This window comes from Ramlibacter alkalitolerans (assembly GCF_016722765.1).
Lineage (GTDB): Bacteria > Pseudomonadota > Gammaproteobacteria > Burkholderiales > Burkholderiaceae_C > Ramlibacter > Ramlibacter alkalitolerans.
Genome location: NZ_JAEQND010000008.1, coordinates 135,226 through 157,722, shown reverse-complemented (window position 1 = coordinate 157,722; position 22,497 = coordinate 135,226). Strand labels below are relative to the sequence as shown.

At 68.8% G+C, this 22,497-nt stretch carries 18 protein-coding genes; 14 read left to right on the top strand and 4 right to left on the bottom strand.

Annotated elements, in window-relative coordinates:
- Positions 1–4: 4 nt before the first annotated feature.
- Entirely contained in the window at positions 5–370 is a 366-nt protein-coding gene (locus tag JI746_RS15435; RefSeq protein ID WP_201690686.1) for a hypothetical protein, read from the top strand.
- 13 nt (positions 371–383) lie between these two features.
- Here JI746_RS15435 and JI746_RS15430 read toward each other — a convergent pair whose 3' ends face one another.
- Complete coding sequence (locus JI746_RS15430; RefSeq protein WP_201690685.1) at positions 384–986, bottom strand: DUF4142 domain-containing protein; 603 nt, start codon at positions 984–986, stop codon at positions 384–386.
- Positions 987–1,211: 225 nt separating this feature from the next.
- Between JI746_RS15430 and JI746_RS15425 the strand changes: the two genes are divergently transcribed.
- Together JI746_RS15425 and JI746_RS15420 are read left to right on the top strand one after the other, a co-directional pair.
- The gene (locus JI746_RS15425; protein WP_201690684.1) at positions 1,212–1,703 is read left to right on the top strand and encodes a nuclear transport factor 2 family protein; all 492 of its coding nucleotides are present in this window, start codon (positions 1,212–1,214) and stop codon (positions 1,701–1,703) included.
- Between the two features lie 32 nt (positions 1,704–1,735).
- On the top strand, positions 1,736–2,185 hold the full coding sequence (locus tag JI746_RS15420; RefSeq protein ID WP_201690683.1) for a DUF2721 domain-containing protein: 450 nt from the start codon (positions 1,736–1,738) through the stop codon (positions 2,183–2,185).
- 15 nt (positions 2,186–2,200) lie between these two features.
- Here JI746_RS15420 and JI746_RS15415 read toward each other — a convergent pair whose 3' ends face one another.
- Positions 2,201–3,034: an aldo/keto reductase gene (locus JI746_RS15415; RefSeq protein ID WP_201690681.1), complete on the bottom strand. Its 834-nt coding sequence runs from the start codon at positions 3,032–3,034 to the stop codon at positions 2,201–2,203.
- Positions 3,031–3,771, bottom strand: coding sequence for a glutathione S-transferase (locus tag JI746_RS15410; protein WP_201690679.1), 741 nt, complete (start codon positions 3,769–3,771; stop codon positions 3,031–3,033). The genes JI746_RS15415 and JI746_RS15410 overlap by 4 nt, the downstream gene beginning before the upstream one ends.
- Positions 3,772–3,909: 138 nt before the next feature.
- On the opposite strand from JI746_RS15410, the gene JI746_RS15405 reads away from it, so the two are divergent.
- The 10 genes from JI746_RS15405 (at position 3,910) to JI746_RS15360 (ending at position 14,488) form a co-directional block, all read left to right on the top strand.
- Positions 3,910–5,139, top strand: coding sequence for a PQQ-dependent sugar dehydrogenase (locus JI746_RS15405; protein ID WP_201690677.1), 1,230 nt, complete (start codon positions 3,910–3,912; stop codon positions 5,137–5,139).
- Positions 5,129–5,689: a c-type cytochrome gene (locus tag JI746_RS15400; protein WP_201690675.1), complete on the top strand. Its 561-nt coding sequence runs from the start codon at positions 5,129–5,131 to the stop codon at positions 5,687–5,689. The genes JI746_RS15405 and JI746_RS15400 overlap by 11 nt, the downstream gene beginning before the upstream one ends.
- Positions 5,690–5,893: 204 nt before the next feature.
- The gene (gene nirK, locus JI746_RS15395) at positions 5,894–7,387 is read left to right on the top strand and encodes a copper-containing nitrite reductase (RefSeq protein WP_201690673.1); all 1,494 of its coding nucleotides are present in this window, start codon (positions 5,894–5,896) and stop codon (positions 7,385–7,387) included.
- A 22-nt stretch (positions 7,388–7,409) separates the two neighbouring features.
- Positions 7,410–8,192: a formylglycine-generating enzyme family protein gene (locus JI746_RS15390; RefSeq protein WP_201690671.1), complete on the top strand. Its 783-nt coding sequence runs from the start codon at positions 7,410–7,412 to the stop codon at positions 8,190–8,192.
- Positions 8,189–8,803, top strand: coding sequence for an SCO family protein (locus tag JI746_RS15385; protein WP_201690670.1), 615 nt, complete (start codon positions 8,189–8,191; stop codon positions 8,801–8,803). Before JI746_RS15390 ends, JI746_RS15385 begins: the two co-directional genes overlap by 4 nt.
- Positions 8,804–8,893: 90 nt before the next feature.
- Positions 8,894–9,385, top strand: coding sequence for a tetratricopeptide repeat protein (locus JI746_RS15380; RefSeq protein ID WP_201690668.1), 492 nt, complete (start codon positions 8,894–8,896; stop codon positions 9,383–9,385).
- Positions 9,386–9,448: 63 nt separating this feature from the next.
- A complete protein-coding gene (locus JI746_RS15375; RefSeq protein WP_201690666.1) occupies positions 9,449–9,961 on the top strand; it encodes a nucleoside 2-deoxyribosyltransferase in 513 nt (170 codons plus the stop codon).
- Positions 9,962–10,378: 417 nt separating this feature from the next.
- A complete protein-coding gene (locus tag JI746_RS15370) occupies positions 10,379–10,705 on the top strand; it encodes a hypothetical protein (protein WP_201690665.1) in 327 nt (108 codons plus the stop codon).
- A gap of 221 nt (positions 10,706–10,926) precedes the next feature.
- A complete protein-coding gene (locus JI746_RS15365) occupies positions 10,927–12,816 on the top strand; it encodes a hybrid sensor histidine kinase/response regulator (protein ID WP_201690663.1) in 1,890 nt (629 codons plus the stop codon).
- Positions 12,817–13,036: 220 nt separating this feature from the next.
- Positions 13,037–14,488, top strand: coding sequence for an RNB domain-containing ribonuclease (locus JI746_RS15360; protein ID WP_201690661.1), 1,452 nt, complete (start codon positions 13,037–13,039; stop codon positions 14,486–14,488).
- Here JI746_RS15360 and JI746_RS15355 read toward each other — a convergent pair.
- Complete coding sequence (locus JI746_RS15355; protein WP_201690659.1) at positions 14,485–14,811, bottom strand: EthD family reductase; 327 nt, start codon at positions 14,809–14,811, stop codon at positions 14,485–14,487. The two genes, JI746_RS15360 and JI746_RS15355, sit on opposite strands and share 4 nt — an antisense overlap.
- Before the next feature lie 488 nt (positions 14,812–15,299).
- On the opposite strand from JI746_RS15355, the gene JI746_RS15350 reads away from it, so the two are divergent.
- Complete coding sequence (locus tag JI746_RS15350; RefSeq protein WP_201690657.1) at positions 15,300–22,493, top strand: HAMP domain-containing protein; 7,194 nt, start codon at positions 15,300–15,302, stop codon at positions 22,491–22,493.
- Positions 22,494–22,497: the final 4 nt, after the last annotated feature.

The window sequence follows — 22,497 nt, the reverse complement described above, 5'->3', positions numbered from 1 at the left end:
CCTCATGAAACGCCTCATCTCCGCCAAGTCCCTGCTGGCCACCACCCTTGCCATCGGCGCCCTGGCGGCCGGCACCGCCGCCCACGCCAGGACCGACGTGTTCCTGTCGCTCGGCCTTCCGGGTGCCTACGTGCAACCGGCGCCGGTGTACGTGCAGCCGCAGCCCGTCTATGTGCAGCCGCAGCCGGTGTACGTCCAGCCGGAGCCGGTGTACGTGCAGCCGCGGCCGGTCTACGTGCAGCCGCAGCCCGTCTTCCTCGAAGGGCACCGGCACCACCGCCAGCACCACAACGGCGCCTGGGGCGACGCCGACCGCGACGGCGTGCCGAACCGCTACGATCGCGCGCCCAACAACCCGTATCGCCGCTGAACGTCGCAGGGACTCAGCCGGCCATCCGGCCGGCGAGATCCTGCGCCTGCTGCAGGTGCGAGCGCAGGGTCGGCAGCGTTTTGTCGATGTAGGCCTGCAGGTCGCGGTCGGCCACGGTGCGGCGGCCCTGCTCGAAGGCGGCGATGGCGGCCGTGTGGTCCTGCACGCCCGTCATGCGCACGAACTCGCGGTCGAAGGCCGGGCCGCTCAGGCCTGACAAGGTGCTCACCTTCTGCTGCAGCTCCGTGGGCAGCCCGGGCGCGACGCGGTGTCCCTTGCTGCCCACCAGCGTCATCAGTTCCCTGTTGTTCGCCGTGTGGTGGTCCAGCAGCATCTGCGCATAGCTGCGCACCTGCGGGTCGCTGGCGCGCGTCAGCGCCACGCGTGCGGCCTCGACTTCGTACATGCCCGCGCCGGCGGCGACGGCGATGAACTGCGTTTCGCTGGCGGAGAACTTCACGACCGGCGCCGTCGCGCCCAGCACGGTGGTCGGCGCCGGTGTCGGCGCGACGACGATGGTGGCCGGCGTCTGCAGGGTGGCGACGCGGGGCGTGCTGCAGGCCGCGAGGGTGGCAAGGCAGAGGAGGGACAGGCTGGTGGAAAGCGGTGTGTTCATGGTGCGCTCCTGTGGCAATGGCGCCATGTCACCAGCCGCGGGGGGATGTGTGCGTCGGTGCGTCGCCGGAACGCGCCGTAGGAAGATCCTCGCGCAGGGCACGTGCGTACGCCGACAACCGTACGGGGCGCCCGCTGCTGTGGATCAAAGTATTCCTCTGCGATGGCTGCGTCCTTGCAAGGGGCAGTCGGGATGCGCATGATCCGGCGACCACCGGAGGCCAGCATGTCCCCACCGCAATCCGTGCCGGAAGCGATCCGCCCGCCCGTCCCGCCCTTCACGCCCGAAAGCGCGACGCAGAAGGTGCGCATGGCGGAGGACGCCTGGAACACGCGCGACCCCGATCGCGTGGTGCAGGTCTACACCGCCGACACGCAATGGCGCAACCGCGCCGAATTCCCGGTCGGGCGCGAGCAGGTCCGCGCCTTCCTGCAGCGCAAATGGGCGCGCGAGCTCGATTACCGCCTGATCAAGGAGCTGTGGGCCTGCGCCGGCGAACGCATCGCGGTGCGCTTCGCCTACGAGTGGCACGACGACTCGGGCCACTGGTTCCGCAGCTACGGCAACGAGAACTGGGAGTTCGACGACCACGGGCTGATGCGCCGGCGCTTCGCCAGCATCAACGACCTGCCGATCGGCGAGTCGGAGCGGCTGTTCCGCTGGCCGCTGGGGCGGCGGCCGAACGACCATCCCGGGCTGAGCGACCTGAACCTCTGAGAGCGTGCACGGGCCGAAGCCATAATCCACGGATGGCTTCGCCCTTCGACAGCACCACCATCACGCACGGCATCCAGCTCGCCGTGGCGCCGGTGTTCCTGCTGACCGCCGTGTCCGGGATGATCGGCGCCGTCGCCGGACGCCTCGGGCGCATCATCGACTACGGCCGCAAGCTCGAAGAACGCGCGCTGGCCTCCAGCGACGCCGCCTTCGTCGACCGCGCCGGCCAGGAACTGCGGGGGCTGCGCCTGCGGGGGCGGCTCGCGAACGGCTGCATCGCGCTGCTCACGGGCTGCGCCGTGCTGATCGGCCTGACCATCATCCTGCTGTTCCTGGGCGAGACGGCCTCGCTGCGGGTCAGCTCCTGGGCGGTGGCGGGCTTCCTGCTGGGGATCGGCTTCTTCCTGCTGGCGCTGCTGTGCTTCCTGGCCGAGACGCTGCTCGCGACGCAGGTCCTGAACTTCAGGTTGCCGGCTTCGTAGCGGCGCGCCCGCGGCTCACAGCATCGCCAGCGGCGTCGGCCCTGTCGGCGGCGGGAACAGGCGATCGAGCTGCTGCAGATCGTCCGGCGAGAGCGGCCGCTGCAAGGCGGCGGCGTTCTCCTCCAGCCGCTCGGCCTGCCCGGTCTTTGGAATCGCGATCACGCCGTCCTGCGCGAGGAGCCAGGCGAGCGCCACTTGCGCCGGACGCATGCCCCGTTCGCTGGCGAAGGCGGCGAGCTCGCGCTTGCGCAGCAGCCGCGCCTGGTCGAACGGCGAGTACGCCATCACGGGCAGGCGCCGTTCGCGCTGCCAGGGCCGCAGGTCCCATTCGATGCCGCGGCAGCCCAGGTTGTAGAGCACCTGGTTCACCTGCGCCGCCGCCCCGCCGGCCGTGGCCCACAGGTCGTCCATCCAGCGCGGATCGAAGTTGCTCACGCCCCAGTGCCGGATCCTGCCTTCGCGCCGCAGCGCCTCGAACGCCTCCACGGTCTCGGCCAGCGGCACGTCGCCGGGCCAGTGCAGCAGGTACAGGTCGATGGTGTCCACGCGCAGCCGCCGCAGGCTCGCCTCGCAGGACCTGCGCATGGCGCGGGCGGAGGCGTTGTGCGGATAGACCTTGCTCACCAGGAAGACCTCGTCGCGCCGGCCGGCGATGGCCTCGCCGACCAGCCGCTCCGAGCGGCCGTCGCCATACATCTCCGCCGTGTCGATCAGCGTCAGGCCGAGGTCGAGGCCGCGGCGGATGGTGGCGACTTCCTGCGCCCGCAGGCGCGCGTCGTCGCCGATGTTCCAGGTGCCCTGGCCGAGCGCCGGCACGGATTCGCCGCATGGCAGCGTGATGCGTTTCATGCGTCGAGCTCGGGGTAGTGGCGGAAGATGCCCTCTTCGTTGAACGGCAGGCGGCGCCCGCTCGCGAGATAGGCCGCGAGGCGGCGCTGGCGCGGCACGCCGGCATGCAGCGCGGTGAGCAGCGGCGCCTTCTTCAGCACGCGCCGGCTCGCCTTGGGGAGCGCGTAGCGCAGGCCGTCGACGAGCTGGAACACCGACAGATCGACGTAGCTCAGTCGGGCGCCGACCATGCGCGGCACCTCGCGCGCATCGTTGCCCGGATTGCGCTGCAGCACGGCCTCCAGCCAGCTCACGAACTTCGGCAGCCGCTCGCGCCGGAAGTCCGCGGCACGCCGCAGCGCCTCCGCCTTCTGGTCCTCGTAGTAGAGGCTGCTGGCGATCGGATGATGCAGCTCGTGCACCTCCTGCACGAGGTCCGCGATCGTGAGCTGGACCTGGTGCGCCCACAGGCGATCCGCCTCGCGCTGCGGCACCAGCCCGAGCCGCGGCGCGAGATACAGCAGGATCGCGGCGGTCTGGCCGATCACCGTCCTGCCGTCGACGAGGAAGGGGCAGGCGAAGGGCGGCCGCGGCACCGATGCGTCCTGCAGGACATGCAGCATCGCGGGCAGGCCGAGGCCTTGCTGCGCGTCGCCGCGGCACACGTCGACGTAATCCGCGCCCGCGGCTTCGAGCGCCAGCCGCACGAATTCGCCGCGTCCCGGAATGCCGGGCCAGTAGTGCAGTTGATAAGCCATGGGGCACTATAGGAACAAGCCGTAAGCCGCGGTGTGTACAGGGCGAGTTCTCTTGACGCGCCTGCGCCCCGATGGCACAACCCCGGGGCTTCGATCGCTGTCTGTCTTCCGATCCACCATACCAAGCGAAAGACCCCCATGCGCGCACCCAAGCCCCTCGCCTGCCTTGCCCTGCTCGGCCTTGTCGCCGCAGGCACCCTGCACGCCCAGCCCACGCCTGCCGACGGCAAGCCGGCGCCCTCGTGGCAACAAGGCCGATCGGCCGCCGACGAGAAGTCTCCGCTGCACCCGATCGCTCCCATCCTCACCGGCCGACCCGCCAGCGAACTGCCGCTGAACAAGCTGAAGCTGCCGCCCGGCTTCAAGGTGGAAGTCTGGGCCGACGGCATTCCCGAGGCGCGTTCGCTCGCGCTCGGCGACAAGGGCACGGTGTTCGTGAGCAACCGCAACCTGTCGGACGTCTATGCGGTCACGGACCGCAACGGCAAGCGCGAAGTGAAGAAGGTCCTGAGCGGCCTGAAGTCGCCCAACGGCCTGAGCTTCAGCAAGGGCACGCTGTACGTGGCGGAGCGCCACCGCATCACGCGCTACGACGGCATCGAGGACCACCTCGACAGCGCGCCGCAGGCCAAGGTGGTGGTCGACAACCTCGACCCCACCAGCCAGCCCGGCCACTTCTGGAAGTACCTCGCGATGGGACCGGACAACAAGCTGTACTTCAACATCGGCGCCCCCGGCAACATCGTCATGCCCAACTACATGCAGGCCACGGTGATGCGCGTGGACCCGAACACCGGCAAGCTCGAGACCGTGGCCTCCGGCGTGCGCAATTCGGTCGGCATGGACTTCCATCCCAAGACCAAGGAGCTATGGTTCACCAACCACGCGCGCGACTGGGTGGATGACGACACGCCCAACGACACGCTGCACCGCGTCTCGAAGAAGGGCATGAACTTCGGCTATCCGTTCTGCCACCAGGGCGACTTCGCCGATCCGGAGTTCGGTGCGAGCCGCTCCTGCGCCGAGTTCGACAAGCCCTACGCCAAGCTCGGTGGCCACGTCGCTCCGCTGGGGATGAAGTTCTACACCGGCAAGATGTTCCCGGCGGAATACCGCGACAGCATCTTCGTCGCGCTGCACGGCTCCTGGAACCGCAGCAACAAGCAGGGCTACAACATCACCCGCGTGGTGGTGGACAACAAGGGCGGCGCGAAGATGGTGCCCTTCCTCGAAGGCTTCCTGGAAGACCCGAAGGCCGACCCGCCGATGTGGGGCCGCCCGGTCGACGTGCTGCAGCTGCGTGACGGCTCGCTGCTGGTCTCCGACGACTACAACGGGGTGATCTATCGCGTCAGCTATGCGAAGTAAGGCGGCACTCGCCGCCGTCCTCGGCGTGCTGGCGCTGGCCGCCGCGCACGCCGAGGTGGATCCCCAGACCTGCTTCGCCTGCCACGGGCCGAACGGCAATTCGGCCAATCCGGCGGTCCCCACGCTGGCGGGGCAGCCGGGGCAGTTCATCACCACCCAGCTGATCATGTTCCGCGAGAAGCGGCGCACCGATCCGCTGATGTCGCCGATCGCCGCGCCGCTGACCAATGCGGAGATCAGTGCCCTGGGCAAGTTCTTCGCGGGCCAGCAGCATGCCGCGCCGGCGAAGAAGCCGGCCGACCAGGTGCTCGCCGCCGGCCGCAAGCTGGCCGAGGACTACAACTGCGTGGTCTGCCACGGGCCGGCGCTCAAGGGCCAGCAGCACATCCCGCGGCTGGCCGGCCAGCAGGCCGAGTACCTGCGCACGCAGTTGCACGGCTTCAAGGCGGGCACCCGTTTCGACATGGACGGCAACATGACGTCGGCGGCGCAGCGGCTGAATCCGGCGGACATCGACGTGCTGGCGGAGTACCTCTCGGGGCTGGAGTGAGCAAGGCGCCGCCACCGGGAGGTGGCAGCTTCTTGCATCCGGTGTGCCGGGCCGCGCAGCGCGGGTTGCGCCCGCGACACGCCGTGGGCGAGACCGCCGCACACAGCGATCCTGTTTGACGCTCATCAAGGGTATTCCCGGAGCCGAGGAATAAGGTGCAGCCCAGATGCACCTTTGAGCATCGGACTTCGAGGAAGAACAGGAATGAACGCCCGAACCAAGATCGCTGGTTTGCTCCGCGCCTCGCAGGCGCTTGCCCTCGTGGCGGCGCTGTGCGCGCCGCTGCTCTCGCTGGCCGCCCCCAAGGCGACCGGCGACTTCGGCCCGCCCAAGGGCGCGCCCATCAAGGCGGTGCTGACCAGCCCGCCCTTCGTGCCGCCGCCGACCAACCGCAACTACCCGGCCAAGGTGATCGTCGACCTCGAAGTGGTCGAGAAGACCATGCAGATTTCCGAAGGCGTGAACTACACCTTCTGGACCTTCGGCGGCTCCGTCCCCGGCAGCTTCATCCGCGTGCGCCAGGGCGACACGGTGGAATTCCACCTGAAGAACCACCCGAACAGCAAGATGCCGCACAACATCGACCTGCACGGCGTGACCGGCCCGGGCGGCGGCGCGGCCTCCAGCTTCACGGCACCGGGGCATGAATCGCAGTTCACCTTCAAGGCGCTCAACGAAGGCATCTACGTCTACCACTGCGCCACCGCGCCGGTGGGCATGCACGTCGCCAACGGCATGTACGGCCTGATCCTGGTCGAGCCGCCGCAAGGCCTGCCGAAGGTCGACCGCGAGTACTACGTGATGCAGGGCGACTTCTACACCCTGGGCAAGTACCGCGAGAAGGGCCACCAGCCCTTCGACATGGAAAAGGCGATCGACGAGAAGCCCACCTACGTGCTGTTCAACGGCGCCGAAGGCGCGCTGACCGGCGACAAGGCGATCACCGCCAAGGTCGGCGAGACCGTGCGCCTGTACATCGGCAACGGCGGCCCGAACCTGGTTTCCAGCTTCCACGTGATCGGCGCGATCTTCGACCAGGTCCGCTTCGAAGGCGGCACCAACGTGCAGAAGAACGTGCAGACCACGCTGATCCCCGCCGGCGGCGCCGCCATCGCGACCTTCAAGGCGCAGGTGCCGGGCAGCTACGTGATGGTGGACCACTCCATCTTCCGCGCCTTCAACAAGGGCGCGCTGGCGATCCTGAAGATCGAAGGCAAGGAAGACAAGAAGATCTACTCCGGCAAGGAACTCGACGCCGTGTACCTGGGCGACCGCGCCGGCCCCAACCTCGCCGCCGTGACCACCGCGACCAAGAATGCCGAGGAAGGCACGCTGACGGTGAAGGACCAGATCAAGGCCGGCGAGCAGCTGTTCGCGGGTACCTGCTCGGTGTGCCACCAGTCCAACGGCGAAGGCCTGGCCGGCGTGTTTCCGCCCCTGGCCAAGTCGGACTTCATCGCCAGCGAGGTCAAGCGCCTGGCCAACATCGTGCTGGGCGGCCTCTCGGGCAAGGTCACGGTGAACGGCAAGGACTACAACTCCGTGATGCCTCCGATGAACCAGCTCAATGACGACGAGGTCGCGAACATCCTGACCTACGTCCTGAACAGCTGGGGCAACCCGGGCGGCAGCATCTCCACCGAGGACGTGAAGAAGGCCCGCGCCGGAACCGCGCCCGCCAAGCAGGCCGAGCACTGAGCGCAAGGAAGCGGAGCACGCCATGAAACGCCTGGTCGTCGTGATCGCCCTCGCCGCCACCTGCGCGGCGGGCCAGGCGGCCGACTACGTCAAACTGCCCGGCGGGCGTTTCGAGAGCGTGCTGCCGCAGGGCGCGGTGCCCACCGTCTCCACGCCAGTGGACATCCAGCCCTTCGCGATGCGCACCACGCCCGTCACCGCCGCGGAGTACGCCCGCTTCGTCGCCACGCATCCGCAGTGGCAGCGCGGCAAGGCCGCCAAGGTGATGGCCGATGCGCGCTATCTCGCCAAGTGGGCCACGCCGCTGCAACCGGGCGCTTCGGTGCCCGCGAGCTCGCCCGTGACCGACGTGAGCTGGTTCGCGGCCGGCGCCTTCTGCGAAGCCGAAGGCGGCCGCCTGCCGACCTGGCTCGAATGGGAATACGCCGCCGCCGCCGACGCGACGCGCACCGACGCCCGGCGCGACCCCGCCTGGCAGCGGCAGATCCTCTCCTGGTACGAACAGCCCACCCCCGCGATCCTGCCGGCCGTCGGCGGCGCCGCCAACGCCTATGGCGTGCGCGACCTGCACGGCGCCGTCTGGGAATGGGTCGACGACTTCAATGCCCTCTTCATCGCCGGCGACAGCCGGACCCAGGGCGACCCCGACAAGCTGAAATTCTGCGGCGCGGGTGCCCTCAACATCATCGACCGCGACAGCTACGCCGTGCTGATGCGCATCGCGCTGCTGTCCTCGCTCGGCGGCGCCGACACGACCGGCAGCCTCGGCTTCCGCTGCGTGCGCGACCTGGAAAGAACGCCATGAACACCTCCCTGCTGCGGCGCCGTGAAGCGCTGCTTTCGCTCGCGACATTGGCGGTGGCGCCTGCGTGGGCGCACGGAACCGGCCACGAGCCGCTGCCCGACGCGCCCACCGCGCCGGGCGACTCGGTCTACCGCCTCGACGCGAAACTGCAGGACCAGGACGGCCGGAGCTTCGCGCTCGCGTCGCTGCAAGGCACGCCCGTGCTCGCCAGCATGTTCTACACCTCGTGCGACATGGTGTGCCCGATGATTTTCGAGAGCATCCACGCCAACCTGCGCTCGCTGCCGGCGCGCGAGCGCGAGGCCGTGCGCGTGCTCATGGTGAGTTTCGATCCGGCCCGCGACACCCAGGCCGTGCTGAAGAAGACCGCCGAGCAGCACAACTGCGACAGCCGCTGGCGGCTCGCCCGCTGCGACGAAGCGACGGCCCGCAAGGTCGCGGCCGTGCTGGGCATCCAGTACCGGCGCCTGGGCAACGGCGAATACAACCATTCGAGCACCATCGACGTGCTCGATGCCCAGGGCCGCATCGTCGCGCGCACGGGCAAGCTGGGGGCGGCGGACCCCGCGGTGGCCGCGGCCCTGCACAAGCTGCCGCTGCGCGCCGGCTGAATCCGCGTCGCCGGTAGGGGCTGCACGCGGCGCGGCGCGACGCACTAAGCTGAGCGCGTGCGGAAATCTCCCGCAACGCGAGGTGCTGCGATGAAGCTTCCGGTGTTGGCCCTGATCTGCAGTGCGGCCCTGGCCTGGCCGCTCACGGCCCCGGCCGCCGGCGGTGGCGGCGGCGACGAAATGGCGTCGCCGGCGCGCAACCAGGACCCCGAGTTCCAGGCCGGCATGGAGGCCGTGCGGCGCAAGGACTGGCAGGAGGTCGTGGTCCGCATGGATTCCTACATCAAGCGCAAGCCCGACGACGCCAACGCCTGGACCGAACTCGGTCACGCGCACCGCCTCACCGGCAAGCTGGACCTGTCGCTCGCCGCGTACGAGAGCGCGCTGAAGATCGACCCGAAGCACCGCGGCGCGCACGAATACCTCGGCGAGGCCTACCTGCAGATGGGCGATGTGGCGCGTGCCGAGCAGGAACTCAAGGTGCTCGACAAGCTGTGCTTCTTCAGCTGCGAGGAGTACCGCGACCTGAAGGCGAAGATCGGCGACTACCGCAAGACGAAGCACGTCTCTTCCGGCTCGTAGCGGCCCGCGGCCGCCGGCGCGCGTGAGGCGCGTGGGGCCCCCGGCGCGCGTGACAATGGCGGCGTGACCCTCCACCGCCTCTACCTCGCCGGCCCCGACGTGTTCCGCCCGGACGCCGCGGCGCACGGCCGCCGGCTCGTGGCGCTGTGCGCCGAGCATGGCTTCGAGGGCGTGTTCCCGCTCAACGCGTCCCTTCCGCAAGGCCTCGCGCCGCAGGCCCTGGCAGCGCACATCTACCGCGCCAACATCGCCCACATCGAGCGCTGCGACGCGGTCCTCGCCAACCTCGAATTCTTCCGCGGCCCGGAACCGGACAGCGGCACCTGCTTCGAAGTGGGCTACGCCGTCGCGCGCGGCAAGCCGGTGATCGGCTACGTGCCGGAGGAGGGGAGCTTCGCCGCCCGCATCCGCCGCCGCCACCCGCAGGTGCTGGGGCCGGCCGGCAAGGACGCACAGGGCTGGGAGCTGGAGGAGTTCGGGCTGCCGCTCAACCTGATGCTCGCCGTGCCTTGCCGGATCGTCGTCGGCGATCTCCGTGCGGCGCTCGCCGCGCTGCGCGACACGCACGAGGGTTAAGGCGAACTCCGGCCAGAGGCCACGTCCCGGTTGGGGATTCTGGCGCCTGTCGCCCCCAGTTTTGGGGGATGACACGCAGCACGCCCCGGCACCAAAGTTCCGCGCATCGGGCGTCGTCCACGCGGCGCCGGGCAGCGGCCGCGCGCCGAGGGTCGGCGCTCGCCGCTCGGAGCAAGCCGCCAGGGGGCGCGCAGACCACGCCGCGAGAGGGTGGCACCTTCGTGCTGAGGGGCATGGCTGGCCCACATCCTGCATTTGCTGTTGAGTCACGCGGCCACACCGGCAGCGTCGAGAACAAGGAAACCAAGGACAGCGAATTAGCCCCGCCGGGAGTGCCAATCCTGCATGCCTTCACCGGCATGGCACTTTCGGTGGGGCGCCCTTCCCGGCCCTGGATACCCCACCGCACCCAAAAGCATGGCAGACCGTCGCGAACTCGAAGAAGCCTTCATTGCCGAATCCCGCGTCTTCGTGGGACTGTTCGGCAACACGTACCGCGCCCAGATGCAGTGGGCCCTGGACGTGATGCCGGCCGAAGCCGCCGGCCACTACATCGAGTCGTGGTGGCAGGGACGCCAGACCTCCCTGCGCTACCTGCGCTGGATGGCCGAGCGCCTGCGCGAAGAGGCCGGCAGCGACGCCGGCCAGTGGCTGGAGCGCTTCACCAGCACCAGCGGCGCCGTGCTGCGCCAGATGCAGGAGTACGGCGTCTCCCTGCGCAGCGGCGCCACCGCCGCCCCGTGATGCGCGCGTTTGGCGGCTGCGCGATCGCGTAGACCGCCTTCCCGGAGCGCCGAACGCGGGCCAAGCCGGCATGCGGCCCACCAGCCCGGCCGTGGTCCCGGCGGATGCCGCAGCCTCCACGGGACAGACACGCAGCAGGACTCCTGACCTACAAGCACCTGCCGCCGGGCGTGCCAAGTTGGGCATCGAGAAGCCGTCCAGGCTCCTGGAGTGCCCGAGGCATGAAGCCGAGCCCGATCCACCGCTGCGCCCCCGCGCCCCATCCGGGGACGCCGTGCATGCCCGGCGGCGAGTACCAGGCCCTGTTCGACGCCACCGACGAGGGCTTCTGCATCATCCGGGTGCTGTTCGATGCGGCCGGCGAGCCGGTCGACGGCCTGTTCCTGCGGGCGAACCCGAGTTTCGAGCGCCAGAGCGGCCTGCGCGACGTGATCGGCCGCCACATGAGGGCGCTGCCGCTGGCCGGTGACGAAGAGCACTGGCTGCGGGTCTTCGGCAGCGTCGCGCGCAGCGGCCAGGCGATCCACATGAGCGACCGCTCCGAACCGCTCGGCCGCTGGTTCGACGTGCATGCCTTCCGCATCGGCCAGGCCGGCCAGGCGCTGGTGGGCGTGCGCTTCAGCGACATCACGCACAGGCGCCGGGTCGAGGAGCGCCTGGGCAGCGTGCGGCGCATCAAGACGGTGGGCGTGCTGTTCTGGGGCGAGCACTTCCGCCTCGTCGATGCGAACGACGGTTTCCTGGAGATGTCCGGCTACGCGCGCGAAGAGGCGCTGGACCTGACCTGGCAGCAGCTGACGCCGGCGGAGTTCCACGCCGTCTCGCGCAACGCCGTGCAGGAGGTGATGGCGCTGGGTGAAACCGCGCCTTACGAGAAGCAGTACATCCGCAAGGACGGCTCGCGCTGGTGGGGCCTGTTCGCGGCGCGCCGGATCGGCGACGAGGTGGTGGAGTTCGTGCTGGACGTCACGACACGCAAGTGCGCCGAAGAAGCCTTGCGCCAGGCCGACCGCCGCAAGGACGAATTCCTCGCCACGCTGGCGCACGAGCTGCGCAATCCGCTGGCGCCGATCCGCAACGGCCTGCAGATCCTGCGCCTGACGCTGCCGCGCGAAGCCGAGGCGCCGCTGCGCACCATCGGCATCATGGACCGCCAGCTGGACCACCTGGTGCGGCTGGTCGACGACCTGCTGGACATCGCGCGCATCGGCGCCGGCAAGGTACGCATCGAGCGCGACGTGGTGTCCCTGCGCGACGTGCTGGCGCGCAGCGTCGAGGCGACGCAGGCCGCCATCGATGCCAAGCGGCACCGCCTCGAGCTCGAACTGCCGCAGGAGGAATGCCATGTGGAGGGTGACCTCGACCGGCTGGCGCAGGTCTTCTCCAACCTGCTGTCCAACGCGGCCAAGTACACGCCGCCGGGGGGCCGCATCCGCCTGGAGCTGAACATCAGGGAGCGGGAGGCCCTGGTGCGCATCAGCGACACCGGCATCGGCATTCCGAAGGAGCAGCAGCAGCGCGTGTTCGAGCTGTTCTCGCAGGTGCACGACCACGAGCGGCATGCGGAAGGCGGGCTGGGCATCGGCTTGTCGCTGGTGCACAGCCTGGTGAAGCTGCATGGCGGCAGCGTGACCGTGGAAAGCGACGGCCCCGGCCAGGGCTCGCACTTCTGCGTGCGGCTGCCGCGCGTGGTCGCGCCTGCGCAAGCGGGGGACGCGGGGGCGGAGGAAGCGCGCCCGGCCGCGGGCTGCCGCATCCTGATCGCCGACGACAATGCCGACGCCGCCGAGACGCTGGCGATGCTGCTGGAGATCGAGGGCCACGAGGTCGCGACGGCGTGCGACGGCATCGAGGCGATCGCCCGGGTCAAGGACTTCCGCCCGGACATCGCCTTCCTGGACATCGGCATGCCGGTGATGGGCGGGCTGGAAGCGGCGCGCCAGATCCGCGGCCTGCCGGCGGGCGAGCGCGTGCGGCTCGTCGCGCTGACGGGCTGGGGGCAGCCGGGGGATCGCGAGCGCACCGCAGCCGCCGGATTCGACCTCCACCTCGTCAAGCCGCTCACGGCCAGCGCGTTGCAGGAGGCACTCGATCGGTTGCGCGGGAAGTGAGTGAACAAAAAAAAGGCCCGGCGCTTGCCGGGCCTACGGTGGTACAGCAGGGCTGCACCACCCCTTCAGGATGGGTGTTGTCTTTGCTTGTTTCCATCAGCCGCGCTGCAGGGACCAACCGCAGCCAGCATCATGGGATGCCATGTTGATGCCGACAGGCTGACCAGACTCTGACCTGCCCCCAGGAAATTTGCGTAGCGAGAGGAGATAGTCTTTGACGATGGACCTGCCTGACCTTCGCCAGCTCGCCGAGGACGCGATGCGGGACCGCGGACTGCTGCCCGACTTCGCGCCGCAGGCGCTGCGGGAGGCTGAAAGCGCGCGCGCGACCGGCCCCGGAGCCGATGGCGACATCCGCGACCTGCGCGAGCTCGACTGGTTCTCGATCGACAACGACGACACGCGCGACCTCGACCAGCTGAGCGTCGCGCAGGCGCTGCCGCAGGGCGCGGCACGGCTGCTCGTCGCCGTCGCCGACGTCGATGCGATGGTGCCGCCCGGTGGCGCGGTGGATGCCCACGCGGGCGTCAACACGACCTCGGTCTACACGGCGGCCGGCGTGTTTCCGATGCTGCCCGAAGTGCTGTCGACCGATCGCACTTCGCTGCATGAAGGCCAGGAGCGGCTCGCCGTGGTGGTCGACATGCAGGTGGACGCCGCGGGCGGCGTGACGCAGGCGCAGATCTACCGGGCCGCCGTGTTGAACCGGGCGAAGCTCACGTACGACGAAGTGTCGCTGTGGCTGGACGGCGAAGGGTCGCCGCCGGCACAGGTCGCGCAGCGGCCCGCGTTGCAGGAGCAGCTGCGCCTGCACGACGCGGTGGCGGAGCGCCTGCGGCAATGGCGGCAGCGGCGCGGCGCGCTCAACGTGAAGACGGTGTCGGCGCGGCCGGTGTTCGAGGAGGGCCGGCTGGTGGACCTGCGGCCCGACGAGAAGAACCGGGCCAAGGACCTGATCGCCGACCTGATGATCGCCACCAACGCGGCGACCGCGCGCTTCCTGGTCGAACAGGGCTTTCCTTCGCTGCGCCGCTTCCTGCAGTCACCGCGGCGCTGGGACCGCATCGAGGCGCTGGCGGCACAGCATGGCGTGACGCTGCCGGATGCACCGGACCCGGTGGCGCTCGATCGCTTCCTGTGCGAGCGCCGGCAGGCCGACCCGCAAGGCTTCGGCGACCTGTCGCTGAAGATCGTGAAGATGCTCGGTCCCGGCGAATACGCAGCGGCGCCGCCGGGCGTGGCGGGCGAGGGGCACTTCGGGCTGGCGGTGAGCGACTACGCGCACTCAACGGCGCCGAACCGCCGCTATCCCGACCTGGTGACGCAGCGGCTGCTGAAGGCCGCACTGGCGCGCGAGGCGCCGCCGTATTCCTTCGAGGCCCTGGGCGCGATCGCGCGCCACTGCACCTTGCAGGAAGACAACGCGAACCGCGTCGAGCGCCAGGTGCTCAAGGCGGCGGCCGCCTGGCTGCTGCGCGAGCGCATCGGCGAGGCTTTCGACGCGATCGTGACCGGCGCGGCGCCGAAGGGGACCTTCGTGCGCATCGCGCGGCCGCTGCTCGAAGGCCGGCTGGTGCGCGGCTTCGAGGGCGCGGACGTGGGCGATGCGCTGCGGGTGCGGCTCGTCGCCGTCGACCCGCAGCAGGGTTTCATCGACTTCGAACGGGCTTAGCGCGCAGGCGCGTCGACCACGACCTCGCTCACCTGGAGGATCGGCTGCAAGTCGGTGTAGTTGCGGATGTCGCCCAGGATCTCCTGCGCGTGGGGCGCGAACGCCTGCTGGAACGACTCGGCCGATTCGCAGTAGATGTGGCACATGCCCACGAAGGGCGCCGGCGCACCGGGGGCGCCGCCGGCCAGGCCCTTGTCGACCGTGTAGTACAGGCAGGCGCTGCCCATGCGTTCCTTCAGCAGGGGCATGTGCTTGTCGCGGTAGTACGCGTGGTCGAAACGCGCGCCTTCGGTGTTGGGATACAGGACGCTGACCTTCACCATGATGGTTCTCCTCGGGGGTTGCCGCACTGGGCGGAAAGCGTGCTGCGCGCACTGTAGCGGCAGAGCCTGCACCGCGCCATGCACGGATGTGCCGGGGAGGCTCTCTAGCCGATCAAGGCGGCCAGCGCGAGGAGGACCACGCAGGCGAGCACCACGGAACCGACCAGCTGGGCCAGGAGTTTCACGGTGGCGAGATGGGCCTTCGTCGTCATGGGGCCAGTGTGGCTGCCTGACCATGAATGAAGCCTGAACGAAGGGCGGCAACCGCCCGTAACGCAGATACGCCCTGTCAGCGGCTCCCCACACTGCCGCAAATCATTCACGAATGCTCGACCATGCGTGCTCCGCTGTCGGCGCGCGTCGGCGTCGTCCTACGAAACGAAGGGATCAACATCCGGACACTAGCCGCCGCCAGACTGAACATTTCCGTTCAGTCCCGGCAACTTAGGCGAATTTTCAGGCGCCGCGGAACAACAGAGCGGAGAATCATGGACCAGGCCGTCAGCTCGACCCAGAAGAAGAAAGCCAGCAAACCCGCAGCGCGAGCACAGGCCGGCAAGCCGGCCGCAGCCGCCCGCGGCCCAGCCGCCAAGCAGGGCGGCGGCATCAAGATCCCGCCCATCCAGACCCTGGCCCAAGACGCGGCCGAGGCCCGCTCGCGGCAGATGCTCTCCGCCCTGATGGCCTTCGCGGGCGGCGACTTCAGCGTCCGGCTCCCCTCGGACTGGTCCGGGGTGGATGCGCGCATCGCCGAGGCCTTCAACCAGAGCATCTCGAACGCCGACCGCATCACCTGCGAGGCGGCCCGCCTGTCCAACACGGTGGGCAAGGAAGGGCGGCTGACGCAGCGCATCTCCGCGCCGGGCGCGGTCGGCAGCTGGGCCACGCAGGTCGACTCCTTCAACACGCTGATCGACGACCTGGTGCGGCCCACCAACGACATCGCCCGCACGATCGGCGCGGTGGCCAAGGGCGACCTGGGCCAGCCGATGGACCTGCAGGTGGACGGCCGGCCGCTCAAGGGCGAATTCCTGCGCTCCGCCAAGCTGGTCAACACCATGATCGAGCAGCTCTCGGTCTTCACCTCCGAAGTGACGCGGGTGGCGCGCGAGGTCGGCACGGAAGGCAAGCTCGGCGGCCAGGCCAAGGTGAAGGGCGTGTCGGGCGTGTGGAAGGACCTGACCGACTCCGTCAACCAGATGGCCGGCAACCTCACGGCGCAGGTGCGCAACATCGCCGACGTGACGATCGCGGTGGCCAACGGCGACCTGTCCAAGAAGATCACGGTGGACGTGCGCGGCGAGATCCTGCAGCTCAAGGAAGCCACCAACACCATGGTGGACCAGCTGCGTTCCTTCGCCTCCGAAGTGACGCGGGTGGCGCGCGAGGTCGGCACCGACGGCCGGCTGGGCGGCCAGGCCGTGGTGCCTGGCGTGGCGGGCACGTGGAAGGACTTGACCGACTCGGTCAACTCCATGGCCAACAACCTGACCTCGCAAGTGCGCAACATCGCGACCGTGACGACGGCCGTGGCGCGCGGCGACCTGTCGCGCAAGATCACGGTGGACGTGAAGGGCGAGATCCTGGAGCTGAAGGAAACCATCAACACCATGGTGGACCAGCTCAACGGCTTCGCCTCCGAAGTGACGCGCGTTGCGCGCGAGGTGGGCACCGAGGGCAAGCTGGGCGGCCAGGCGCAGGTGCCCGGCATCGCAGGCACCTGGAAGGACCTGACCGACTCGGTCAACTCCATGGCCTCCAACCTCACCGGCCAGGTGCGCAACATCGCCGGCGTGGCCACCGCCATCGCCCGTGGCGACCTCTCCCGCAAGATCACCGTGGAGGTCAAGGGCGAGATCCTGGCGCTGAAGGAAACCATCAACACGATGGTGGACCAGCTCAACGGCTTCGCTTCGGAAGTGACGCGGGTGGCGCGCGAGGTGGGTACCGAAGGCAAGCTCGGGGGCCAGGCGCAGGTGCCGGGCGTGGCGGGCACCTGGAAGGACCTCACGGACAACGTGAACTTCATGGCCTCGAACCTGACGGGCCAGGTGCGCAACATCGCCGAGGTGACCACCGCGGTGGCCAACGGCGACCTGTCCAAGAAGATCACGGTGGACGTGCGCGGCGAGGTGCTGGAGCTGAAGAACACCATCAACACCATGGTGGACCAGCTCAACGCCTTCGCCTCCGAAGTGTCGCGCGTGGCGCGCGAAGTGGGCACGGAAGGCAAGCTCGGTGGCCAGGCGCAGGTGCCGGGCGTCGCAGGCACCTGGAAGGACCTGACCGACAACGTCAACTCGATGGCGTCCAACCTGACCAACCAGGTGCGCAACATCGCGGAAGTGACGACGGCCGTGGCGCGCGGTGACCTCTCCAAGAAGATCACCGTGGACGTGCGCGGCGAGATCCTGGAACTGAAGAACACCATCAACACGATGGTGGACCAGCTCAATGGCTTCGCCGGCGAGGTGTCGCGGGTGGCCCGCGAAGTGGGCACCGAAGGCAAGCTCGGTGGCCAGGCGCAGGTGCCGGGCGTGGCCGGCACCTGGAAGGACCTCACGGACAACGTGAACTCCATGGCCAACAACCTCACCGCGCAGGTCCGCAACATCGCGGACGTGGCGACGGCGGTGGCCAACGGCGACCTCTCCAAGAAGATCACGGTGGACGTGAAGGGCGAGATCCTGGAGCTGAAGAACACCCTGAACACGATGGTGGACCAGCTCAATGGCTTCGCCTCCGAAGTGACGCGGGTGGCGCGCGAGGTGGGCACCGAAGGCAAGCTGGGCGGGCAGGCGATCGTGCGCGGCGTCGCCGGCACCTGGAAGGACCTGACCGACAACGTCAACTCGATGGCCAACAACCTGACCGGTCAGGTGCGCAACATCGCGGAAGTGACGACGGCCGTGGCCCGCGGCGACCTCTCGCGCAAGATCACCGTGGAAGTGAAGGGCGAGATCCTGGAGCTGAAGAACACCATCAACACGATGGTCGACCAGTTGAACGGCTTCGCCTCGGAGGTGACCCGCGTGGCGCGCGAGGTCGGCACCGAAGGCAAGCTCGGTGGCCAGGCGCAGGTGCCCGGGGTGGCCGGCACTTGGAAGGACCTGACCGACAACGTGAACTTCATGGCCTCGAACCTCACGGGCCAGGTCCGCAACATCGCCGACGTGGCGACGGCCATCGCGCGCGGCGACCTGTCCAAGAAGATCACGGTGGACGTGCGCGGCGAGATCCTGCAGCTCAAGGAAACCATCAACACGATGGTCGACCAGCTCAACTCCTTCGCCGGCGAAGTGTCGCGCGTGGCGCGCGAAGTGGGCACCGAGGGCAAGCTGGGTGGCCAGGCCGCGGTGGAAGGCGTGGCCGGCACCTGGAAGGACCTGACCGACAACGTCAACTCGATGGCGTCCAACCTGACCAACCAGGTGCGCAACATCGCCGAGGTCACGATCGCCGTGGCCAACGGCGACCTGTCCAAGAAGATCACCGTCGACGTGCGCGGCGAGATCCTGGAGCTGAAGGAAACCATCAACACCATGGTGGACCAGCTCAACGCCTTCGCGGCCGAAGTGTCGCGCGTGGCGCGCGAGGTGGGCACCGAGGGCAAGCTGGGCGGCCAGGCCCAGGTGCCGGGCGTGGCCGGGACCTGGAAGGACCTGACCGACAACGTCAACTCGATGGCCAACAACCTGACCGGCCAGGTGCGCAACATCGCCGACGTTGCCACCGCCATCGCGCGAGGTGACCTCGGCCGCAAGATCACGGTGGACGTGAAGGGCGAGATCCTGCAGCTCAAGGAAACCATCAACACGATGGTCGACCAGCTCTCCGCCTTCGCCTCCGAGGTGACGCGGGTCGCGCGCGAGGTCGGCTCCGAAGGCAAGCTGGGCGGACAGGCGCAGGTGCCCGGCGTGGCCGGCACCTGGAAGGACCTGACCGACTCGGTCAACTCGATGGCGTCCAACCTGACCAACCAGGTGCGCAACATTGCCGAAGTGACCATCGCCGTGGCCAACGGCGACCTGTCCAAGAAGATCACGGTGGACGTGCGCGGCGAGATCCTGCAGCTGAAGGAAACCATCAACACGATGGTGGAACAGCTGCGCAGCTTCGCCTCGGAAGTCACGCGCGTGGCGCGCGAGGTCGGCACCGAAGGCCGGCTGGGCGTGCAGGCCGTGGTGCCGGGCGTGGCCGGCACCTGGAAGGACCTGACCGACTCGGTCAACACGATGGGCGCCAACCTCACCTCGCAGGTGCGCAACATCGCCGAAGTGACGACGGCCGTGGCGCGCGGCGACCTGAACCGCAAGATCACGGTGGACGTGAAGGGCGAGATCCTGGAGCTGAAGAACACCATCAACACGATGGTCGACCAGCTCAACTCCTTCGCCGGTGAAGTGACGCGCGTGGCCCGCGAAGTGGGCACCGAAGGCAAGCTCGGTGGCCAGGCGCAGGTGAGCGGCGTGGGCGGCACCTGGAAGGACCTGACCGACAACGTGAACTTCATGGCGTCCAACCTCACGGAGCAGGTGCGCGGCATCGTGAAGGTGGTGACGGCAGTGGCCAACGGCAACCTGAGCCAGCGCCTGACGGTGCAGGCCAAGGGCGAGGTGGCGGCGCTGGCCGACACGATCAACAACATGACCGACACGCTGGCCACCTTCGCCGACCAGGTGACCAACGTGGCGCGCGACGTCGGCGTGGAAGGGCGCCTGGGCGGCCAGGCCAACGTGCCGGGCGCCGCCGGCACCTGGAAGGACCTGACCGGCAACGTGAACCTGCTGGCGGCCAACCTCACGACCCAGGTGCGCGCCATCGCCGAAGTGGCGACGGCCGTGACCAAGGGCGACCTGACGCGCTCGATCCAGGTGGATGCCAAGGGGGAGGTGTCCGAGCTGAAGGACAACATCAACACCATGATCTCCAACCTGCGGGAGACCACGGAACGCAACCGCGAGCAGGACTGGCTCAAGACCAACCTGGCGCGCTTCACCGGCATGCTGCAGGGACAGCGCGACCTCAACAGCGTGGGCAAGATGCTGCTGTCGGAACTGGCCCCGCTGGTCAATGCGCACCAGGGCAGCATCTACCACAACAACCTGGCCGAGAACTCGGGCGAGCTGGTGGTGCTGGCCAGTTACGCGCAGGCCGGCGGCGCGCCGCTGCCCGAGACCATCCGCCTGGGCGAGGGCCTGGTCGGCGAGTGCGCGCTGCAGAACCGCCGCATCCTGCTCGCCGACGTGCCGGCCGAATACGTGGCCGTGCAGTCCAGCCTGGGCCGCTCCAGCAAGCTCAGCGTGGTGGTGCTGCCGGTGCCGTACGAGAACCAGACCAAGGCGGTCATCGAACTCGCCTCGCTGCACCCGTTCACGGCGGTCAACCTGAACTTCCTCGACCAGCTCGCGCTGGGCCTGGGCGCCGTGTTCAACACCATCGAAGCGACGATGCGCACCGAAGGCCTGCTCAAGCAGTCGCAGCAGCTCACGGTGGAACTGCAGGCGCGCCAGACCGAGCTGCAGCAGACCAACGAGGAACTGCAGAACAAGGCCCGCCTGCTGGCCGAGCAGAACGTCGAAGTGGAACGCAAGAACGCGGAAGTGGAGCAGGCCCGGCGCGCGCTGGAAGAAAAGGCCTCGGAACTGGCGCTCACCTCGAAGTACAAGTCCGAGTTCCTGGCCAACATGTCGCACGAGCTGCGCACGCCGCTGAACTCGATCCTGATCCTGTCGCAGCAGCTGGCCGAGAACACGGCCGGCAACCTCACGACCAAGCAGGTGGAGTTCTCGCGCAACATCAACTCCAGCGGCTCCGACCTGCTGAACCTGATCAACGACATCCTCGACCTGTCCAAGATCGAATCCGGCACGGTCACGGTGGACATCGAGGAGATCCCGTTCTGGGGCCTGCGCGAGAGCCTGGACCGCAACTTCCGCCACGTCGCCGAACAGAAGAACCTGCCGCTGCTGATCAAGTTCGCGGACGACCTGCCGCGCACCATGGACAGCGACCCCAAGCGCCTGCAGCAGATCCTGAAGAACCTGCTGTCGAACGCGGTGAAGTTCACTTCGCACGGCCACGTCGAAGTGCGCGCCAGCCTGGCGAAGTCCGGCTGGAGCGCCGACCACCCGGTGCTGTCGCAGGCGCAGCACGTGATCGCCTTCGCGGTGGAGGACACGGGCATCGGCGTGCCGCCGGAAAAGCAGCGCCTGATCTTCGAGGCCTTCCAGCAGGCCGATGCCGGCACGTCGCGCAAGTACGGCGGCACCGGCCTGGGCCTGGCGATCTCGCGCGAACTCGCGATCCTGCTCGGTGGCGAGATCAAGCTCACCTCGTCGCCGGGCCAGGGCAGCACCTTCACGCTGTACCTGCCGCTGCACTATTCCGGCCCCGACCCCGCGACGGCCGGCGGGCGCAAGGCCAAGGCACCCGAGACGACCGTGATCACCCTGCCGGTGGCCCGCGAGGAGCACGTTCCCGACGACCGCGAAACCATACAGCCCGGCGACCCCGTACTGCTGGTGGTGGAGGACGATCCGCACTACGCCCGCATCCTGCTGGGGCTGGCGCGCGACAAGGGCTTCAAGGGCCTGGTGGCCAACAAGGGCGCGATCGGCCTGTCGCTGGCGCGCCAGTACCTGCCCACCGCGATCTCGCTGGACATCTTCCTGCCCGACATGCTGGGGTGGACCGTGCTGAACCAGCTCAAGCTCGATCCGGCGCTGCGCCACATCCCGGTGCAGATCGTCACGCTGGAGGAAGAACGCCAGCATGGCCTGTCGCACGGCGCCTTCAACTACCTGCTCAAGGAACCCACGACGGCCGGACTTGAAGCGGCCTTCGACCGCCTGAAGGATTTCGTGCAGCCGCGCACCAAGCGCCTGCTGGTGGTGGAGGACAACGAGATCGAACGCGACGCCGTGGTCGAACTGCTCGGCTACGACGACATCGACATCGCGACCGCCGGCAGCGGCGAGGCGGCGCTCACCGCGATGCGCCGCCAGCCCTTCGACTGCGTGGTGCTGGACCTGCGCTTGCCCGACATGACCGGATTCGACCTGCTGGAACACATGAAGGGCGACCAGGCCATGTCCGCCGTGCCGGTGGTGGTCTTCACCGGCAAGGACCTGAGCGAGCAGGAGCAGGACCGGCTGCACACGATGGCCAAGAGCATCGTGCTGAAGGACGTGCAGTCGCCCGAGCGGCTGCTGGACGAAACGGCGCTGTTCCTGCACCGCGTGATCACGCAGCTGCCCGCCGACAAGCAGGCCATGCTGGACCGCCTGCACAACTCGGCGGAGGTGCTGCACAGGCGCAAGGTGCTGATCGTCGACGACGATGCGCGCAACATCTTCGCGCTGACCTCGGTGCTGGAGAACCACGAGGTCGACGTGATCAGCGCCACCAACGGCCGCCAGGCGATCGACATCCTCCAGAAGACGCCCGGCCTCGAGATGGTGCTGATGGACATCATGATGCCGGAGATGGACGGCTACGAGACCATGCGCGAGATCCGCAAGGATCCCGCCTTCCGCACCCTGCCGATCCTGGCGCTGACCGCCAAGGCGATGAAGGGCGACCGCGAGAAGTGCCTGGAAGCGGGCGCGAGCGACTACATCTCCAAGCCCGTCAACACCGACCAGCTGCTCTCGCTGATGCGCGTGTGGCTGTTCCGCTGAGGCC

Coding starts and splice junctions, on each gene's coding strand:
- JI746_RS15370 (WP_201690665.1), top strand. CDS start 10,379: ATGGCAGACCGTCGCGAACTCGAAGAAGCCTTCATTGCCGAATCCCGC.
- JI746_RS15435 (WP_201690686.1), top strand. CDS start 5: ATGAAACGCCTCATCTCCGCCAAGTCCCTGCTGGCCACCACCCTTGCC.
- JI746_RS15405 (WP_201690677.1), top strand. CDS start 3,910: ATGCGCGCACCCAAGCCCCTCGCCTGCCTTGCCCTGCTCGGCCTTGTC.
- JI746_RS15425 (WP_201690684.1), top strand. CDS start 1,212: ATGTCCCCACCGCAATCCGTGCCGGAAGCGATCCGCCCGCCCGTCCCG.
- JI746_RS15380 (WP_201690668.1), top strand. CDS start 8,894: ATGAAGCTTCCGGTGTTGGCCCTGATCTGCAGTGCGGCCCTGGCCTGG.
- nirK (WP_201690673.1), top strand. CDS start 5,894: ATGAACGCCCGAACCAAGATCGCTGGTTTGCTCCGCGCCTCGCAGGCG.
- JI746_RS15365 (WP_201690663.1), top strand. CDS start 10,927: ATGAAGCCGAGCCCGATCCACCGCTGCGCCCCCGCGCCCCATCCGGGG.
- JI746_RS15360 (WP_201690661.1), top strand. CDS start 13,037: ATGGACCTGCCTGACCTTCGCCAGCTCGCCGAGGACGCGATGCGGGAC.
- JI746_RS15420 (WP_201690683.1), top strand. CDS start 1,736: ATGGCTTCGCCCTTCGACAGCACCACCATCACGCACGGCATCCAGCTC.
- JI746_RS15410 (WP_201690679.1), bottom strand. CDS start 3,771: ATGGCTTATCAACTGCACTACTGGCCCGGCATTCCGGGACGCGGCGAA.
- JI746_RS15390 (WP_201690671.1), top strand. CDS start 7,410: ATGAAACGCCTGGTCGTCGTGATCGCCCTCGCCGCCACCTGCGCGGCG.
- JI746_RS15400 (WP_201690675.1), top strand. CDS start 5,129: ATGCGAAGTAAGGCGGCACTCGCCGCCGTCCTCGGCGTGCTGGCGCTG.
- JI746_RS15430 (WP_201690685.1), bottom strand. CDS start 986: ATGAACACACCGCTTTCCACCAGCCTGTCCCTCCTCTGCCTTGCCACC.
- JI746_RS15415 (WP_201690681.1), bottom strand. CDS start 3,034: ATGAAACGCATCACGCTGCCATGCGGCGAATCCGTGCCGGCGCTCGGC.
- JI746_RS15355 (WP_201690659.1), bottom strand. CDS start 14,811: ATGGTGAAGGTCAGCGTCCTGTATCCCAACACCGAAGGCGCGCGTTTC.
- JI746_RS15385 (WP_201690670.1), top strand. CDS start 8,189: ATGAACACCTCCCTGCTGCGGCGCCGTGAAGCGCTGCTTTCGCTCGCG.
- JI746_RS15350 (WP_201690657.1), top strand. CDS start 15,300: ATGGACCAGGCCGTCAGCTCGACCCAGAAGAAGAAAGCCAGCAAACCC.